Origin of the sequence: Lacrimispora sanguinis (assembly GCF_044987295.1) — a bacterium.
In the GTDB taxonomy this organism is placed as follows: domain Bacteria; phylum Bacillota; class Clostridia; order Lachnospirales; family Lachnospiraceae; genus Lacrimispora; species Lacrimispora celerecrescens_B.
Genome location: NZ_CP173277.1, coordinates 3941369 through 3959611 on the forward strand (window position 1 = coordinate 3941369; position 18243 = coordinate 3959611).

The 18243-nt window shown below is 44.2% G+C and carries 13 protein-coding genes; all 13 read left to right on the top strand.

Annotated features, from left to right (window positions below; genetic code table 11):
* Positions 1-69: 69 nt before the first annotated feature.
* The 13 genes from ACHZES_RS18265 (at position 70) to ACHZES_RS18325 (ending at position 18243) form a co-directional block, all read left to right on the top strand.
* Complete coding sequence (locus ACHZES_RS18265) at positions 70-837, top strand: DeoR/GlpR family DNA-binding transcription regulator (RefSeq protein WP_038283891.1); 768 nt, start codon at positions 70-72, stop codon at positions 835-837.
* A 50-nt stretch (positions 838-887) separates the two neighbouring features.
* Entirely contained in the window at positions 888-1682 is a 795-nt protein-coding gene (gene proC / locus ACHZES_RS18270) for a pyrroline-5-carboxylate reductase (RefSeq protein WP_395549050.1), read from the top strand.
* 22 nt (positions 1683-1704) lie between these two features.
* Positions 1705-2253 (top strand): NUDIX hydrolase, encoded by a 549-nt coding sequence (locus ACHZES_RS18275; protein WP_395549049.1) that lies wholly within the window; start codon positions 1705-1707, stop codon positions 2251-2253.
* 111 nt (positions 2254-2364) lie between these two features.
* Positions 2365-2967: a stage II sporulation protein M gene (locus tag ACHZES_RS18280; protein WP_395549048.1), complete on the top strand. Its 603-nt coding sequence runs from the start codon at positions 2365-2367 to the stop codon at positions 2965-2967.
* Positions 2968-3186: 219 nt separating this feature from the next.
* On the top strand, positions 3187-4074 hold the full coding sequence (locus ACHZES_RS18285; protein ID WP_038283888.1) for a site-specific tyrosine recombinase: 888 nt from the start codon (positions 3187-3189) through the stop codon (positions 4072-4074).
* A 51-nt stretch (positions 4075-4125) separates the two neighbouring features.
* Positions 4126-4650 (top strand): adenine phosphoribosyltransferase, encoded by a 525-nt coding sequence (locus ACHZES_RS18290; RefSeq protein WP_154525503.1) that lies wholly within the window; start codon positions 4126-4128, stop codon positions 4648-4650.
* Between the two features lie 319 nt (positions 4651-4969).
* Positions 4970-6196 (top strand): NAD(P)-dependent oxidoreductase, encoded by a 1227-nt coding sequence (locus ACHZES_RS18295; protein WP_038283886.1) that lies wholly within the window; start codon positions 4970-4972, stop codon positions 6194-6196.
* 2 nt (positions 6197-6198) lie between these two features.
* Entirely contained in the window at positions 6199-7107 is a 909-nt protein-coding gene (locus ACHZES_RS18300) for an AEC family transporter (protein ID WP_154525501.1), read from the top strand.
* A 328-nt stretch (positions 7108-7435) separates the two neighbouring features.
* Positions 7436-8638: a YibE/F family protein gene (locus ACHZES_RS18305; RefSeq protein WP_395549047.1), complete on the top strand. Its 1203-nt coding sequence runs from the start codon at positions 7436-7438 to the stop codon at positions 8636-8638.
* Positions 8639-8750: 112 nt separating this feature from the next.
* Complete coding sequence (locus ACHZES_RS18310; RefSeq protein WP_395549046.1) at positions 8751-14513, top strand: lamin tail domain-containing protein; 5763 nt, start codon at positions 8751-8753, stop codon at positions 14511-14513.
* A gap of 419 nt (positions 14514-14932) precedes the next feature.
* Positions 14933-16348, top strand: a complete 1416-nt coding sequence (locus tag ACHZES_RS18315; protein WP_395549045.1) for an ABC transporter substrate-binding protein — start codon at positions 14933-14935, stop codon at positions 16346-16348.
* A 6-nt stretch (positions 16349-16354) separates the two neighbouring features.
* Positions 16355-17365, top strand: coding sequence for a carbohydrate ABC transporter permease (locus ACHZES_RS18320; RefSeq protein WP_395549044.1), 1011 nt, complete (start codon positions 16355-16357; stop codon positions 17363-17365).
* Positions 17366-17379: 14 nt separating this feature from the next.
* Entirely contained in the window at positions 17380-18243 is an 864-nt protein-coding gene (locus tag ACHZES_RS18325; protein WP_038283879.1) for a carbohydrate ABC transporter permease, read from the top strand.

Sequence of the window (18243 nt, forward strand, 5' to 3'; positions counted from 1 at the left end):
CCGGAGCTTCCGGCGGCAGGGATTTTTATGCTGAAACTGGTACAGGCTCCATGACAGGAGGAATTGTTCATGATGATGGCGGAAAGGCAGATTAAAATTCTGAACATGATACAGGAAGATGGAAGCGTCCAGGTTGAGGAATTGGCAAAAGAGCTAGACGTCAGTCCTATGACCATCCGCAGGGATTTGGAAAAACTCCAGAAGGAGGGACTGATCGAACGCTGCCACGGAGGAGCTGTAAGCAAGACTGAGGTGGCTTATGCAGATAAAAGCGTGAAAAATCATGGGCAGAAGGTGCTGATCGCAGAAAAATGTGTGGAATTCATCAGAGAAGGAACTACCGTATATCTGGATGCCGGAACCACCACCTACGAGATTGCGAAACGTATCATGGACATGGAAAATATGACGGTCATTACCAACGACTTAGAGATCGCCCTTCTCATGAAAAACAGCAAGGCAGAGCTGATCCTGTGCGGTGGTTATGTCCAGAAGTCAACAGGAAGCACCTTGGGCTATTACACCACTCAGATGATAGAGGATTTCCGGTTTGATACGGGATTTTTCGGGGCAGCCGCCATAAGCGGAGAATATTATGTTCTGACGCCTACCACAGATAAAGCATTTTTAAAACGACAGCTTGTAAAGCAATGCCGGCAGTCTTTTCTGGCAGTGGATGATTCCAAATTCAACCGGCAGGGGATGAACCGGATCAACTGTCTGGCTGATTATACGGGAATCATAACAGATCATGAATTTAAGGAGCAGGAAAATGCAGCCCTTCAAAAGAAGGGGGTTCGGATCATTTCCGTTAATCAGGAAGATTTCCAAGATTGACATTCAATGATTCATTGCAGATGTTAAAGCAAAAGCAGGAGGAAGAGATTATGGCGAAAATAGGAATCATCGGAATCGGAAATATGGGTTTTGCAATCTTAAAGGGATTATTAAAGACATACGAAAAGGAAGACATCATTTTTACCGATGTGAATAAAGAGCGGTGCACGCAGATCACTTCAGAGATGGGAGTGGCTCATAGGGAAAGCAATGCCCAGTGTGCGGGTCAGGCAAAATACGTGGTACTGGCTGTAAAGCCTCAGTACTTTGATCCGGTGCTGTCTGATATCCGTAAGGAAGTGACAGAGAACCATGTGATCATTTCTATAGCACCCGGTATCACAACGGCCCAGCTAAAAGAAAAGCTGGGAGAGAAGACCCGGGTGGTCCGTGCCATGCCCAACACCCCTGCTCTCCTTGGGGAGGGAATGACAGGAGTCTGCTACGATGAGAAGGATTTTTCTCAAGAGGAGAAGGAGACAATCGGTGATATCTTCCGTTCTCTGGGAAGGATGCGGATTGTAGAAGAGCGTCTTATGAATGCGGTGGTCTGTGCCAGCGGGAGCTCTCCTGCTTATGTATATATGTTTATAGAGGCTTTGGCAGACGGCGCGGTGAAGTATGGCCTTCCCAGGGATGCTGCCTACGAGATGGCAGCTCAGACAGTCCTTGGCAGTGCCAGGATGGTCCTGGAAACAGGGGAGCATCCGGGAGTCTTAAAAGATAAGGTATGTTCGCCGGGAGGCACTACCATTGAGGGAGTATCAGCCCTGGAGGAATTCGGATTCCGCAATGCGGTTATAAAGGCGGCGGATGCCTGCTTTAAAAAGTGCGAGAAACTATAGTTACGGACATGGAGGAAAGATAATGGAACAAAAGCCTGTAAAACGACTTAACAGAGAATTAAAGTATGAGGGAAATATTTTAAAAATATATGAGGACACCGTGGATGCCAATGGTCATCTGGCTCACTGGGATTTCATTCATCATAACGGAGCTGCGGCAGTGGTCCCTGTAACAAAAAGCGGGAAGCTGCTTATGGTGCGCCAGTACCGCAATGCCTTAGACCGCTATACCTTAGAGATCCCAGCCGGAGCCCTTGACAGCCCTGATGAACCAAAGCTTGACTGTGCCCACAGGGAACTGGAGGAAGAGACCGGTTATAAGACAGATAAGGAAAAATTGGAATATTTGCTCAGCGTCAATACAACGGTAGCTTTCTGTGATGAAGCCATCGATATTTTTGTTGCAAGGGAATTAGAGCCTTCCAAGCAGAACCTTGATGAAGATGAATACATTGAGGTGGAGGAATGGGAGGTAAGTGACTTAGAGCAGAAGATCTACCGGGGGGAGATTACCGACGGGAAGACCATTGCGGCAATCCTTGCATATGCAAGAAAGTACGACGTGAAGTAGGAAAAAGACTGTAGAACGGCATATAGAATAAATGTCCCCTTTCAGGCATAAGGTTGAAAAAAGATGTCTTTCAACCTTGAGTTTATGACAAGACCTGTAGGGGGATTTTTGATGGCCAGTTTATTTCGTACGCTTAGATACCGTTTGAGAAGAAGTCCGAGACCAGGGGGAATGTATGTTTCACTGGAACGAAACATAAGGGCAGAGGACCGCTATCTCCTTTGCTTTTTTGTCGGGCTTATCGCCGGTACGGTTATGGCAAATTTCTGGTACCTGTTATTTATGGAGGAAGCAGGATATTATTTAAGTCTTTTGGACAGAAATATAAATCTGAACAAAGGGGAACGGATTCAGCTTTTTTATCAGGTCTTAAGACAGCGGGGGATTGAGGTTTGGATCGCATGGCTTATCGGCCTGACTGCCTATGCAGTTCCAATGTATTGCCTGCTGACAGCTGGAATTGGTTTTTCCATGGGATTTGTCCTTTCCGTCATAACAGTCCAAAAAGGACTTATGGGACTTCCTGTGTTCCTTATGACAGTCATGCCTCAGGGAGTGTGTTACCTTTTCCTTTGGAGCATCCTTCTTTTGTGGGGAATGCAAAATGGACGGCGGTTTCGGATTCCGGCTTTTTTGGTACTTTTGTTTCTGGTTGCCCTTGGGAGCGCCTGCGAGGCCTGGATCAACCCATTTTTCTTAAAAATGGTTCTTTAACGAGAAAGAATTAAAAAAAAATAATTTGATTCAATTCCCCATATCTTGCGAAAAAATGTCACGCATTACCAATATCTTGTACATGTTATGTAAAGTAACCCTAAAATGTATTGATAGTGGGAAAAATGTGTTTGATTTTATCGAAAATAGTCTATATAATGTTAGGAAGAAGCCTTATTTTAAGGCATTTTTAAAGCCGAAAGGTCAGGGGATATTGAAATGGTAGCAGATATTAATCATTTTATCATTTATTTAAGAGAGATAAAAAAAACTTCAAAAAATACAGAGGTATCTTATCAGAGGGATTTGATGCAGCTGGCCTCTTTTTTAGAGCGGCAGGGAATCACTGAAGTGGACAAGGTGACAAAGACCAGTCTGACTTCCTATGTCCTGTACCTGGAAAAAGAGGGGAAGGCTACCACTACCATTTCACGTTGTCTGGCTTCCATGAAGGCTTTTTTTCATTTTGAATGCCAAGAAGGGCGAATACGGAAGGATCCGGCAGAGCTGTTAAAAGCGCCTAAGGTGGAAAAAAAGGCGCCTACCATATTAACGGTAGATGAAGTGAACAGCCTGTTAAGCCAGCCAAACGGTGAATCTCCCAAAGAACTTCGGGACCGTGCCATGCTGGAACTGCTTTATGCCACCGGAATCCGTGTATCGGAGCTGATTCATCTAAAAAGGACCGACATGAACCTGTCCATTGGATATATCACTTGCCGGGATGAACATAAGGAACGTATGGTTCCTTTTGGAAAAGTGGCCAAGCTGGCTCTTTCCGCTTATATGGAACGGGGCCGGGGATATTTATTGAGAGATCAGGAATCTGAGTGGCTGTTTACCAATTGCAACGGGAAATCCATGAGCCGTCAGGGATTTTGGAAGATTATAAAATTCTATGGAGATAAGGCGGGGATCAAGGCTGACATTACGCCTCATACCCTTCGCCACTCGTTTGCGGCGCATTTGCTCCGCAACGGAGCGGATATTCATGCGGTACAAGCCATGCTTGGCCATTCCGATATGGCTACAACACAGATGTATATGAACTACACTCAGGGGGAAGATCTACGCCGTGCCTATACGGGCGCACATCCAAGAGGATAGGGGAACACCCCCGGACCTGGGTTAGAAACTAAAATAATACGAGGTACGACAATGAAAAAATTAGAAGATTATGTCACAAGCATTCCGGATTTTCCAGAGGAAGGAATCATTTTCCGGGATGTTACTACCATTTTGGAGGATCCGGACGGGCTTTCCATTGCGGTAGATGGCATAAGGGATATGTTAAAAGGGGTAGAATATGATTCCGTAGTGGGACCGGAGTCAAGAGGCTTCATCTTTGGAGTTCCGGTGGCCTATGCAGAGCATAAGAGCTTTATCCCGGTGAGAAAGAAGGGAAAGCTTCCAAGGGAAGTCCTATCTGCTGATTACGAGCTGGAATATGGCACAGCGACCATTGAGATCCATAAAGATTCTATTAAACCGGGACAAAAGGTAGTCATCATTGATGATTTGATCGCTACAGGCGGCACCATTGAAGCCATCATAAAACTGGTCGAGGAGCTTGGCGGTGAAGTGGTGAAAATCTGCTTTATCATGGAGCTTGCAGGATTAAATGGCAGGGACAAGCTTGCAGGCTACGATGTGGAAGCCATGATTACCTACGAGGGAAAATAATCCTAAAAATAGAGAATCCGGGATAGCGGAGTTTGGAGATGTTTTTCCACCCGTATCCGCCGGATTCTTTTTTTATGTAAATGACAAAACACCCATAATTCGATATATTTTTGACAAAATTTATTTTTTTCTGTACATAAATGCTGCCTATTGATTTTATTAATTTGAGTATGATATGATGTGAAAAACAAAACTGTATACAATATGCAAATGCAGATTTATTCAAAGATAAAATCCAGAAGAGAAGAACGTTCGATGTGCCTTCGGCTCATAGAATTCAGGCGGCGTTATGCCACAGAAAGAGAGAGGAAAATAAATTATGGCTGTTCATGTAATTGATGAAGCAAATAGATGCTTAAATTGTAAAAAACCATTGTGCCGGCAGGGTTGTCCCGTCCATACCCCTATCCCCCAGATGATCGCGGCTTTTAAAGAAGGCGGTTTAAACAAAGCCGGGGAAATGCTGTTTGAAAACAATCCCATGTCCCTGGTTTGTTCCCTTGTGTGCGACCATGAAAAGCAGTGCGAGGGTCATTGCATTCTGGGTAGAAAAGGACAGCCGGTGCATATCAGCAGCATAGAAAATTATATTTCTGATACCATCTTTAACAAGATGAATGTGGAGTGCAAACCGAAAAACGGGAAGAAAGTGGCGGTTATCGGTGCAGGTCCGGCTGGAATCACCATTGCTTTTCTTTTGACCAAGGAAGGCTACAGCGTGACAATTTTCGATGCAAAGGATAAGGTGGGAGGCGTTCTCCAGTACGGGATACCGGAATTCCGACTTCCAAAGACTATTTTAGAACGCTACAAAAAGAAGCTTCTGGAAATCGGTGTGAAGATCCGCCCGAATACGGCAATCGGAACTGCTCTGGAAATTAAAGATCTCATCCGTGACGGCTATCAGAGCATCTTTATCGGAACCGGAGTCTGGAGGCCGAAAACCCTGGGCGTAAAAGGAGAATCCCTGGGAAATGTCCATTATGCCATCGATTATCTGGCAAATCCCGATGCCTATGATCTGGGAGATACGGTTGCCATCATTGGCGTTGGGAATTCTGCCATGGATGTGGCAAGGACCGTGATCCGCCACGGAGCCAGGAAGGTAACTCTTTATGCCAGAGGCTTATCCAGCAATGCAAGCGAACATGAAACAGCCTATGCTAAGCTTGATGGGGCTGACTTCCAGTTTGGGAAGCAGATCGTGGAGATTACGGATGATGGTCCGGTGTTTGAAACTATCCGATATGATGGGGAAGGAAAACAGATCGGCGTTGATGAAGAGCGGGAACAGGTTTTTGCAGATTCCACCATCATTTCCATCAGTCAGGGACCAAAAAGCAAGCTGGTGAATACCACTAAGGGCTTACTGGCCAGTCAGAATGGTCTGTTGATGACGGATGAAAAAGGCCAGACAACCATTCCGGGCATATTCGCTTCCGGAGACGTGGTTCTGGGAGCAAGAACCGTGGTAGAAGCAGTTGCCTACTCAAAGACAGTTGCTTTGGCCATGGATGAATATATGAAATCAAAAGAAGAGAGCTAAAAATGGACTATAGTCGTCTTTTAAATCTCCAGGGGATGCTGTTTCTCCTGGTAGCAGCTGGCGTTGTACTGAGAAAGAAAGGGATTCTGCCGGAAGGGGCAAAGGCCATTCTCACGGACCTTGTGATTTATTTAATCCTTCCCTGCAACATCATCAATTCATTTTTTATAGAGTTTAATCTGGAAATTTTAAAGGGTTTTGCTGTGATCCTTACCATCGCTTCCCTGATCCAGATTGGCTGCCTCATGTTCGCAAAGGTTTTCTATAACAGGGAACCGGAAAGCCGTAAAAAAGTGCTTCAGTATGGTACGGTCTGTTCCAATGCGGGCTTTATGGGAAATCCCATTGCAGAAGGGGTTTATGGGGCTGAAGGACTCATGTATGCTTCCATATTTTTGATCCCACAAAGGATTGTTATGTGGTCTGCCGGGGTTTCTTATTTTACAGAAAGTCCGGACCGGAAAACCGTTGTAAAAAAGGTTTTGACTCATCCCTGCATCATAGCGGTCTATATTGGTCTTGCTCTTATGATCACCCGGCTGCCTCTGCCTGCATTCCTTCAAAATACCATCAGAAGCGTTGGTAGCTGTACCACCACCGTGTCCATGGTCTTGATCGGTGCCATTCTGGCGGAGGTGGAACCAGGAAGCATATTAGATTGGGGGATTGTAAAATATGCCGCTATACGACTGTTTTTGCTTCCTCTTCTGGTTTACGTAAGCTGCCGGGCCTTCCATGTAAAACCCCTTTTGGCGGGAGTATCCGTCCTTTTGACCGGAATGCCCGCAGGAAGCACGACCGCCATATTGGCGTCCAAATATGATGGAGATTATATTTTTGCCACAAAATGTGTGGTAGTTACCACCCTGTTATCACTTGTGACCATTCCCCTTTGGTGCATGGTCCTTTAATATACTCTGTTGCCTTTGCAGGTCAGAAATGTCTATATTTACAGACTTTCTGACCTGCTTTTTTTTGATAATTGATGTGTGCCAATCATTTTATTCATAAGGAGTACTTAAGTAGTAGAAGCCGGAATAGAATAATATTGAATGCTATATTTCCAGGAACTTAACGTTTTTTCACTTCCAAAGCTGTATTTGCGAATAATTTTGGACATGTTATCGGCTTTACGGGCTTTGCGGTGTGTCGGTAATGCAACTTAAGTATAAAAACAGGACGAAGGGTGCAGGGGTTGTAACCACATTGGTGCCTTTCGCAGAAAGGTGTACTGTAAAAATGAAAAATCAAAAAACATTCTGCATAAAACTTATCGCTTCATTCCTTTTTTTCGTAGTATTTATTGCAATTCTTATATGGATCAATCAGCCATTGCCAGGGGATGTGCCGACGGCGGCAAGCCAGATAAAATTTGCCAAGGCTCATGTGACTAAACTCATCAGCGACGAGGCGAAAGCAGAAGACTGGACAGAGGGGCTGCGTATAGGCGTGCAGGAAGTCTATCTGCAGATAGACAGCGGTGAGGACAGAGGTAAGATATTGCCGGCAGTTAATTATATGAGTGTATACAACAATGTGGACTTAAAAGTAGGTACGAAGGTAATTGCCAGGCTGGATATAGATGCCAATGGACGTACATATATCGCATCCATACCAAACTATAACAGGGGTCCGGCATTGCTTGGACTGACAGTGATATTCGTGCTGTTTTTAGCTGTATTCGGAGGGAAAAAGGGAATAGCCGCTATACTGGGGCTTGCTTTTGCTATTGTGGATATCTGGTTCTTGCTCATACCCATGATAAGGCATGGCATCAATCCGATCTTGTCTTCCATTGTCATATCAGCTGTTACCACAGCCATTTCATTGGTACTGTTAAATGGCTTTTCAATGAAAACGTTCTGTGCAACCATTGGGTGCGTGGGCGGCGTAGCGATGGCAGGTGCCGCCGCAGCTCTCACGGCAGTTGCTACGCCTATAAACGGTTTTAATATGTCGGAGGCGGAAGAATTGGTTCTTCGTACAGGAGGGACAAGCCTGAATGTCAGCGGATTGCTCATCAGTGCCATACTCATAGCTGCACTTGGCGCAGTTATGGATGTGGCTATGACTATTACGTCTGCAGTTTTTGAGGTACATCAGCTGAATCCAGAGCTAAACAGACAAAAATTGATTCAGTCGGGTATCAATATAGGCAGGGATGCTATGGGAACTATGGCTAACACGCTGATATTAGCATTTGCTGGTTCAGCACTCAATATGTTGATACTGTTCAGGATCTTTGATTATCCGTATCTGCAGATTTTTAACAGTGACATGATGGCGTTGGAGATTATACAGGGGATCTCAGGTTCTATCGGTATTGTTATGACCGTGCCGTTGGTAGCATTCCTAAGTGCATTTCTGTGCAGCAGAAAGAATACGGTGGACAGGACGGTCATGCAGGTGAATGAAAAGCATAGAAAATTGAAGAAGAATTGACGATATTCACATATTTTGTATTAAAATCATCTTTAGAATTGGTACTTATTTATAATTCTATATAATAAAGTTTAAATAGGTGGTATCAAAAAAAGGAAGGAGAGGAAAAGTTATGAACTTAAGGAAGCTGTTAAGTTTGTTTCTGTCAGTTGCCTTGTGTATGAATCTGCTAGTCGTACCTGGTTTTGCTATGAAGACAGATTCGAACCTGACAAACAAGTATGAGGCAGAAAGTTCCAGTGGGGGAGAGAATAAAGCAAGCCCCAGTGAGGCAGACAAGGACACGGATGCAGACATTCCCGAAAAGGTGGAAGAAGATAAGGGAGATAAGGGCGATACAGACGATAAGGGCGATAAGGGCGATACGGGCGAAGTGAAAGAGGAAGCCAGTGCGTTGGATCCAGTAGAAGATAAATCCACACTCAGTGACAGCAGTCTGGCAGACCACATCGTGATCAGTCAGGTATACGGTGGGGGTGGCAATAATGGCTGCATATGGAAGAGTGATTTTATTGAATTGTACAATCCTACGGATGAAGCTGTGGACATAGATGGGTGGTCAATCCAGTGGTTGGCTGGCAACGAGTTTGGTTCTTCAAAAATTCAGTTAACAAACCTTTCAGGGACCATCGAAGCTGGCGGCTACTACCTGATAAAGGAAGCAGATGGGAGTAATAAAGATGCGCCAGAACTTCCAGAGCCTGATGCTGAGGGAAGTATCAACATGTCTGGAACAGGCGGGGCAGCAGCATTGTCCAAAAGCAGTGTGAGGTTAACAGGCAAAGACGATGAGAATTTCGTTGATTTAGTAGGAATTAGTACCACGGCGAAGGAATATGAGACCGAAGCTACCAGTGCAATGTCAAATTCTACCGCCGCAATCCGCAAGGACCCGGCAGTGGATACCGACAACAATAAAGCTGACTTTAAGATTGGAAAGCCTGAGCCGCACAACAGTTCCTATGAGGAAGGCGGCGGGACTTTGCCGGGAGAGACGAAATGCAAGACGCCTACAGCAACACCAGCTGCCGGACCGGTACTGAAAGATACGCCGCTCACGTTTTCTACGGAAACATCAGATGCTGTGATCGAGTATAATACAGAGTCTAAGGATGCTGATGAATGGATAACCTATTCAAGCGATAGCGGGCTGATGATTGATGAACCGGTTACATATTATGTACGTGCAGTTAAGGAAGGGCTTGAGGCCAGTGAAATAGCTGAGTTTTCCTATACAATCCGTGAAGCCGGCAAAGTGATGACGATTAAAGATGTGTTGGAATTAGGACAAAACACAAAAGATGTAACTGTTACAGGGGAACTGTCATATCTGGCCACAACATATGGAAATCCGGTGCTTCAGTCCGAGATAGATGGCAGCCAGTACAGTATCTATATTTATGGAGCAGCCCCTGATGGAGCCAGGGTAGGTGATATACTGGAAATCTCGGGAGATTACCAGATTCGTTATGGTATGCCTCAGATAACATCCACGAAAGATAAAGCAAAAATCGCTGTTAAACAGGATGAGGCGACGATACCGCCTGTGAAGTATACCATCAGTCAGATAAAAGCTATGGCTGGTACTGCTGATATAGAGAAAAGCGGACTTATTAACAGAGTTGTTCTGATAGAGGATGTCAAGCTTGGTAAGCTGAATACATCAGGCAGTACTCCGGTCACTGATGCAACCGGTAAAATTGACATTTATCAGGCAACTCCATATCCGGAAGGTGTCGAAGAAGGAGAAACCGTGGATCTGACTGCCATGATAGGCAGATATAATCAGACGATTCAGCTATACACCGGCACAGAAGAAAAAAATGGTTTTCCTGTTTATTATGTGAAAAATGACAACAAACCGCCGGTTATTACTTTAGGGACCTATATTGATGCAAGACCGGAACAGGCGTATCCCATATCCGTCCAGGTCAGGGACAATGTGGGCGTGGCAAGTGTAGAGGTTCTTTTCGGGCCATCTGAGGATGTACAAGAAAAGTCACTGTCCATGACATTTAATCAGGATACCAATAACTATGAGGCTGTTATTCCGGCAGAAAATTTTGCGAAAGGACAGAAGGCCTTATACATTAAATTCAAAGCAAAAGATAAAACCGGTCTGGAAACAGTGAGTGGGATTGTGACGATCGCTATCAATGACAAGCCACAGGTACTGGCGGTCACTCCTGATAGAAATAAAGCGACTGGGGACGTGAAAGCGCCTGAGATTTCCATCAAGATGGCGAATATTGGAAATAACCCATCGGTAAGCCTCACTCTTAATAAGGCAAATGGCACTGCTATTTATACAGACCAGCCTATGAGTCTTAAAGAGTCAGCCTCTGACGGCACAACTTATGCTTTTTCGCCCAAAGTGTTGGAAGACGGCAATTATAATGCGCAGGTGACGGTTGTTCGGGGAGATAAAGTGTCTCATACCGAAAGCTGGAAATTTACCGTAGGTAAATCCTCTTTTACAGCATATTTCGGACAGCTTCATGGTCATACGAACTATTCGGATGGTTCCGGATCTGTGAAAGATGGTCTTAATTATCTTGCCAATATCCCGGAAGAAGACAATGTACAATTTGTATCATTTACAGATCATTCCAACTATTTTGATACAAAAGATGCACCTAATCCGAAAGAGGCACTTAATGACCCGTCTCTAATGACACCTGGGAGCAGGGCAATATGGGAGGAATACAGGGAGCAGACGAGAGCGTTTAACGAAACCAGTTCCAGAAAGGCGTTATCCGGTTTCGAGATGACATGGTCCGGCGGTCCCGGCCACATCAATACATTTGGCTCAGCAGGATTGGTCAGCCGAAACAATACCGCGCTCAATGACAAGAAAAATGATGCAGGTATGAAGGCGTATTATGACATTCTGACCGCTGATCCAGATCCGCTGGCAAATCTTTCACAGTTCAACCACCCTGGAAAGACGTTTGGTACTTTTTCAGATTTTGCATACTATACACCGGCAAGAGACGCTAAAATGGTCTTAGTAGAAGTAGGCAATGGCGAAGGTTCTATCGGTTCAGGCGGATATTTCCCAAGCTACAATGAATATACGAAAGCATTGGATAAGGGCTGGCATTTAGCACCCGCCAATAATCAGGATAACCACAAAGGGCGTTGGGGAAATGCGAATACGGCAAGAACAGTTATCCTCACAGATGATTTGTCAGAGACCGGGATTTTAAATGCGATGAAAGATATGCATGTATACGCGACAGAAGATAAGAATTTAAATATCATGTATACTTTAAATGATGAGCTTATGGGAAGTATCCTGGATGTGTCAGAGGACGTTAAAACGCTGAATATTTCTGTAAGCGTAGATGACCCGGATCCGACAGATGTCATAAAGAGTGTAGAGGTAGTGACAAATGGTGGCGCAATAGCAGGGAAAAAAGAAGGCACCGGAAATAGTGGAGAGTTCACCTTTGAGCTTCCTGCAAAGAAAGGATATTATTACATACGTGTTACCCAGGCTGATAAAAATATCGCCGTAACGGCTCCTGTGTGGTATGGTTCAGCTGCAAAAGCAGGCATATCTTCCTTTACTTGTGATACAGACGTACCAGTGACAGGCGAACCGGTGAAGTTTACAGTCACAGCTTTCAACAATGAAGAATCAGATGCAACACTTACCAGTCTGACATTTAAAACTGGTGATAAGGTGCTTGAAAGTAAAGATCTGAACGTGAATTTAAAATCATTAGAAACTTACACGGTTAACAAAGCGTTTATATTTGATAAGGTAGGAGTAAGTGAAATAGAAGTCACTGCCCAAATGGAACTGGAAGGCGATCGCAAGACATTCAGCTTTACGCTGCAAATTGATGTACGTGACAGTTCGAAGATGAAATTTTTTGGGATAGATGCCAGTCATTATAATGAATATGTGAATGGAAATTATAAGGTCAGTATGGGTAATTTCACTGCCTTAGCAGGGGATTACAATATCAGGATGGTCACGCTTAACACGGGCGAGGAACTGGTAGCCGCTTTAAAGGATGACAAATATACTGGAATTTTATTAAATGCGCCTTCCAGACGCGATGGTACGAAGCTACGGGAGGATTATAAGAACTACACAGAGGAAGAATTAGATGCTATCAGATCCTTTGCTAAAAAGGGCGGCAAGACGATTATGGTCTGTGCCTGGAGCGATACCTATGAGGCATATGATGGTTTCAAAGGTGATGTGTCCAAGGCAGGGGATCATATGTCAGCTCAGCAGAATAAGATCCTGGAAGCTCTTGGAAGTTCATTCCGGTTTGCAGATGATGAGTTACAGAGCGCTGGCTTTAATGACGGCAGAGTGATTGGAATCCTGAGCACGGATTATAATTTGCTGAACCCATATATGGCTGGAGTGGATGCAGGCCTTAAATTCAACACATATGGCAATGCGGATATTTATGCTATAGATGAAAGTGGAAATCCAGTCCGTGACAGAGCCATGCTTCCATCAGGAGCAGAACCTCTAGTATACGCACCGGCAGATACGAAGAGTGTGGATCATGATGGTGTAGGATTATCAGGAGATGCATTGGCAAAATTAGACGGACGTTTTGTATTGGCAGCTACTCAGGAGCTTTATTTCAGTGATGGCGAATCATCTACCCTATATTTATCAGGATGTTCGACTATGAGTGATTTCCAGCTGACATTTGACAGTGCAGCCACCAATGATTACAGCAACTACCAGATCATGGCGAATCTATTAGAGAAGACGAATCAATTGCAGATTACGCCTATTAAGGAAGTACAGGCAGCAGGCGAGGGCGAGCGGTTTATTATTGAAGGCATAGCTACATCAAACGCCTCTGGTTATGATAAAGATACTGCTTTCTTCGATAGTATCTACGTGCAGGATCATACTGGCGGAATTAATCTTTTCCCTGTATCCGGAGATATAAGAGCGGGTCAGACCATCAGGGTATTTGGAAAAACTTCTTCTTATCAAGGAGAGAGACAACTGGCAGTAGAGAAGGTTATGGTTATTGATTCGAATATCAAGGAACTTCCAGAGCCTGTTAAGGAAACTACGAAAGAAGCTTATGAGGGCAAAAATCTGGGCAGTTTAGTCATGGTAAGCGGTAAGGTTATTTCCATTGATGCGCCGAATAATCTGGTAGAAACGATTATGCTGCAGGATCAGTCAGGTAAGCCCGCAAGAATATTCATTGACGGATATATTACGAAGGATAAGCTGATAAAGGATTTAAAAATCGGTGCATATATGTCGGCAGTAGGACTCTCGTCCAGAACTGTCATAGGTGACTCCGAGGATTCCGTGTCTCGTATACGTATTCGTGACAGAGACGATGTAAAACTAGCAAAAGAACCGGAAAACCCAGAAGGGCCAGAAAATCCGGAAGGACCAGAAAATCCGGGAGGGCCAGAAAATCCAGAAGGCCCGGAGAATCCCGAAAAGCCTGATCGTTCCAGTGACTCAGACAGAGATAAGGATTATGGCATGGCCATATGGAAACAGAATGCCAGAGGCTGGCAGGTTCTTAAGAATGATGGAACATATGCGAAAAATGAATGGTATCAGTGTTCTTATAATGGTCAGATGTCATGGTATCGCTTTGATGCAGAAGGGTATATGGTTTCAGGCTGGTATTTGGACGGAGATGGCAGCTGGTACTACTTAAGCGAAAATCATGATGGCTCATACGGCGCTATGGTCACAGGCTGGAGATGGATTAACGGAAAATGTTTCTTCTTCAATCCGGTTAATCAGGCAACGCAATACAAATATGGCGCAATGCTTAAGAGCACCATCACCCCAGATGGTTATGCTGTTAACGCAAATGGAGAGTGGGTAGTGGATGGAGTAGTACAAATCAGATAATACATAGCTTGACCACAGAATTCATTGCTTTTGCAGGTCAGAAATGTCTTGTATATACAGACTATCTGACCTGCTTCTTTTTACGAAACTATGGAGAGTGATGGAAAAAGATATTCTTAAAGAATGCAATGATAAAAATGCGTAAATAGAATGGGGTATTGTGGAAAAATATAAGAATAAATGTCGAAAATGATGGTGAAATTTGAAACATTATTTCAAGGTGTGAAATAATATTTCGTAATTATCTGAATTCTTTGACAAAAAGAATTCAGAAATATATAATGGAAACAGCCATGAGGAAATGGCAGCACTTGGGGCAGGGATCGCATTCCCATAAAGGCGAGGGAGAAGTTGGCAAAAGCACATAGACATGTGCATTACGCCATAGAGCAGATATAAAAAATAATGGAGGAGAAAACATGAAAAAAAGAAATCTATCCGTACTGTTGGCAGCAGCCATGATTGCCAGTACACTGGCGGGCTGCGGAACTACCGCAAAGGGCACTGCGGTGCAGCAAAACAATGGAAAAGACATTGTTAAGGCATTGCTTCCGCCTGTTTCTGCATCCTATCAGGAAAAACTGATGGAATATGCAAAGGAATTTAACGAAGCCAATCCCGATTTGGAGCTGCAGATCACAACGGCAAGCTGGGAAGACATTACGGAAAAACTGGATGTTCAGGTAAATGCCGGCTCTCCGCCTGATATTGCTTTCATCGGCTCTACCGGGGTTACGAAATATCTGGATACGGAAATGCTGGTAGACATTTCCAAATATGCGGACAAGGAAATGATAGAAGATTACAACGCAGATATTATCAACTATTTTAAAAATGGTGACGGGCTTTATGGATTCCCCGCCTATGTGGAGATACAGGCAATCGGCGGTAATAAGGCCATGCTGGAGGAAGCAGGGATCGACTGGCAGGGAATACAGAAGAATGGCTGGACCTATGAAGAATTTCGGGAAGCTATCAAAAAAGGAGTTGTAAAGGACGGAGATAACTATTCCCGGTACGGCTTTGTTTTTGCCTGTTCAGGCGTAGCGGCAAAGGATTACTTTTCAATCTTTGTAAAAAATGCAGGTATGTCAGCTGCATTTGACAAGGATTTAAAATATACATATACGAGCAGTCATATGGTTCCATTTTTAAAAGACATCAGAGCCTTAATTGATGATGGTTCCATGCCGAAAGAATTAAGCTCCGTGGATGCGGGAAAACGATGGAACATGTTCCTGACCGAGCAGACCATGATCACCGGCAAGGGACTGTCGGTTTTTGAAAAGTTAGCTACCGATAATAATAAAAAGCTGGCCGCAAATGACGGAAGTGCGGTAGAAGGAAGCCAGGAAGTGGAATACATCGTATTGCCGGTTCCTACGTTCCAGGGAAATAAGCAGCAGGCCCAGGGAGCGGTAGATGGATATGTGTGCTTCCGCGGCAAGGATGAACCAAGCCCGGATCATTTAAAGAACGTAGCAAAGGCTGCCTATTTCCTGGCAAGCGGTAAAAGAGCGGCAGAAACCTGTCAGGAGCTTTATATCAGCCCCATATGCAAATCCGGAGAAGAAGCATTTGCTTCCCTTCCTCCGATGGAAGGGAAAAATGAGAATAATACAAATGCAGTTAAAAATCTTGCCACCCAGGTGGCGGAAGCCAGACCTGACATCCCGGCTGATTTAGGAGCAAAGGCGATAAAAATTGAGGATGAGGTTATTCTGCCAAAATTCCAGGGGTTATTAGCAGGCGAAATTACCCCGGAGGAGATGCACGAAGCCATTAAAAAGGCTGCAGTGGAGGCGTTTGGTGAGGAAGGCTGTGTCATGGATTAATGGAATATGAGATCCATAGGTTTTCATGATTTACGGGCATTGGTAATCGTAACAGGTGCCAATGCCCATTTCTTATTTAGGGAATCATTATGCTTTTTAGAACGAAGGGAGAGGGGAAGGAGTATGCAGACAGCTAAAAAAAGAAAGCGGTTAAACAATGATGCCAAATGGGGGTATGTTTTCGTATTCGTGCCCATTGTGTCATTTATTATCTTTACATTGTATCCGGTAGTACAGGCGGCAATTGTAAGCTTTCAATCCTATAAGCCTTTAAAAACAGAGTTTGTGGGATTTTCCAATTACAGTAACACATTAAAAAACGGACTTTTCTTTAAATCCATCTGGAACACAGCCGTGTATACGGCCGTAACGGTGCCCATCTCCATCCTGGTGGCATTTATCATCTCCATTCTGCTGGTTCCCTTTAAGAAAAGAAGCCAGTCATTTTTTAAAGCAGTATTTTATCTGCCCGGGATTGCATCGGGAGTAGCTCTCTCCTTTGTATGGAAATGGATATTTGATCCTCTGCCAAGCGGCCTGTTAAATTCGGTGATCCGGGCATTTGGGATCCAGAATCAGAACTGGCTGGGCAGCTCTCAGACGGCCATGCTGTCACTGATTATCATGACAATATTTTCAGGCCTTGGTTCTACGGTCATTATTTATGTGGCAGCATTGCTTGGGATTGATCCCACCTATTATGAGGTTGCCAATATTGACGGAGCCACCTTTTTGCAGAGAATCAAATACGTCGTATGGCCTATGGTCAAACCGACCACTGTTTTTCTGACGATTACCGGAGTGATCAATGCGTTCCAGGCATTTCAGACGGCGTATTTAATGACAGGGGGAGGACCGGATCATGCCACAACTATGGTAGGACTGCTGATATTTAACAATGCTTTCAAATATTTTAACTATGGGGAAGCATGTGCACAGGCATTATTACTGGCAGGAATCATTGCGGTCTTTGCAGTCTTCCAGTTTAAGGTAATGGCTGCTGATGTTGAGTACTAGGAAGGAGGGCTGGTATGGGTTTATTCAGGCAATATGGGGACAATCAAAAATATAAATCAGTGTTAAGAAACGGGGCAATGACAGCCATCCTGCTATTTTTGGCCGTCCTGACTCTGTTTCCGATTTATTACATGGTCATCTCATCTTTTGGACCGCCAAATGAGATTGGGGCAGCCAGTTATACTCTGTTCCCCAAATATGTAACATTGGATTCCTATAAATTCTTTTTTGGATTCAGCAAAAGTTCATTCCGATGGATTGTAAATTCCATGATCGTTGCGGGCGTCGTCACATTAAGCAATGTGGTTTTTGCCGGGATGGCCGGATATGCATTTGCAAAAGTAAGGTTTCCGGGAAGTAAGTTCTTATTTTTCCTGCTGTTGTTTGCGATGATGGTGCCCTATCAGGTCACGCAGGTACCATTGTACATATTGGTAGCCAATGTGCTGAAGCTGACAGATACTTATACTGCATTGATCGTACCGTCTTTGGTCACCTTCTACAATGTTTTTATGGCGAAACAGTTCTTTTCTTCCCTTCCCACTTCGATTCTGGAAGCGGCAAGAACAGAAGGCTGCAACCAGTTTCAGATTCTGATAAAAATAGTTATTCCTATTTCTAAAACAATTTTATCCGTTATGGCGATCATGACCTTTATGGGCAGCTGGAATACCTTTTTCTGGCCGTTTCTGATATGCAACAATGAGCAGATGCAGACCATTCAGGTCGGGCTTAAAAACTTCAGTTTTGCTAATACCACTTATTTTTCGCCCATGATGGCAGGGGCAACGATTTCGGCATTGCCTATGTTTATACTGTTCTTTACCTTGCAGAAATATTTTCTGGAAGGAGTAACGGTGGGGGCGGTAAAGGGATAA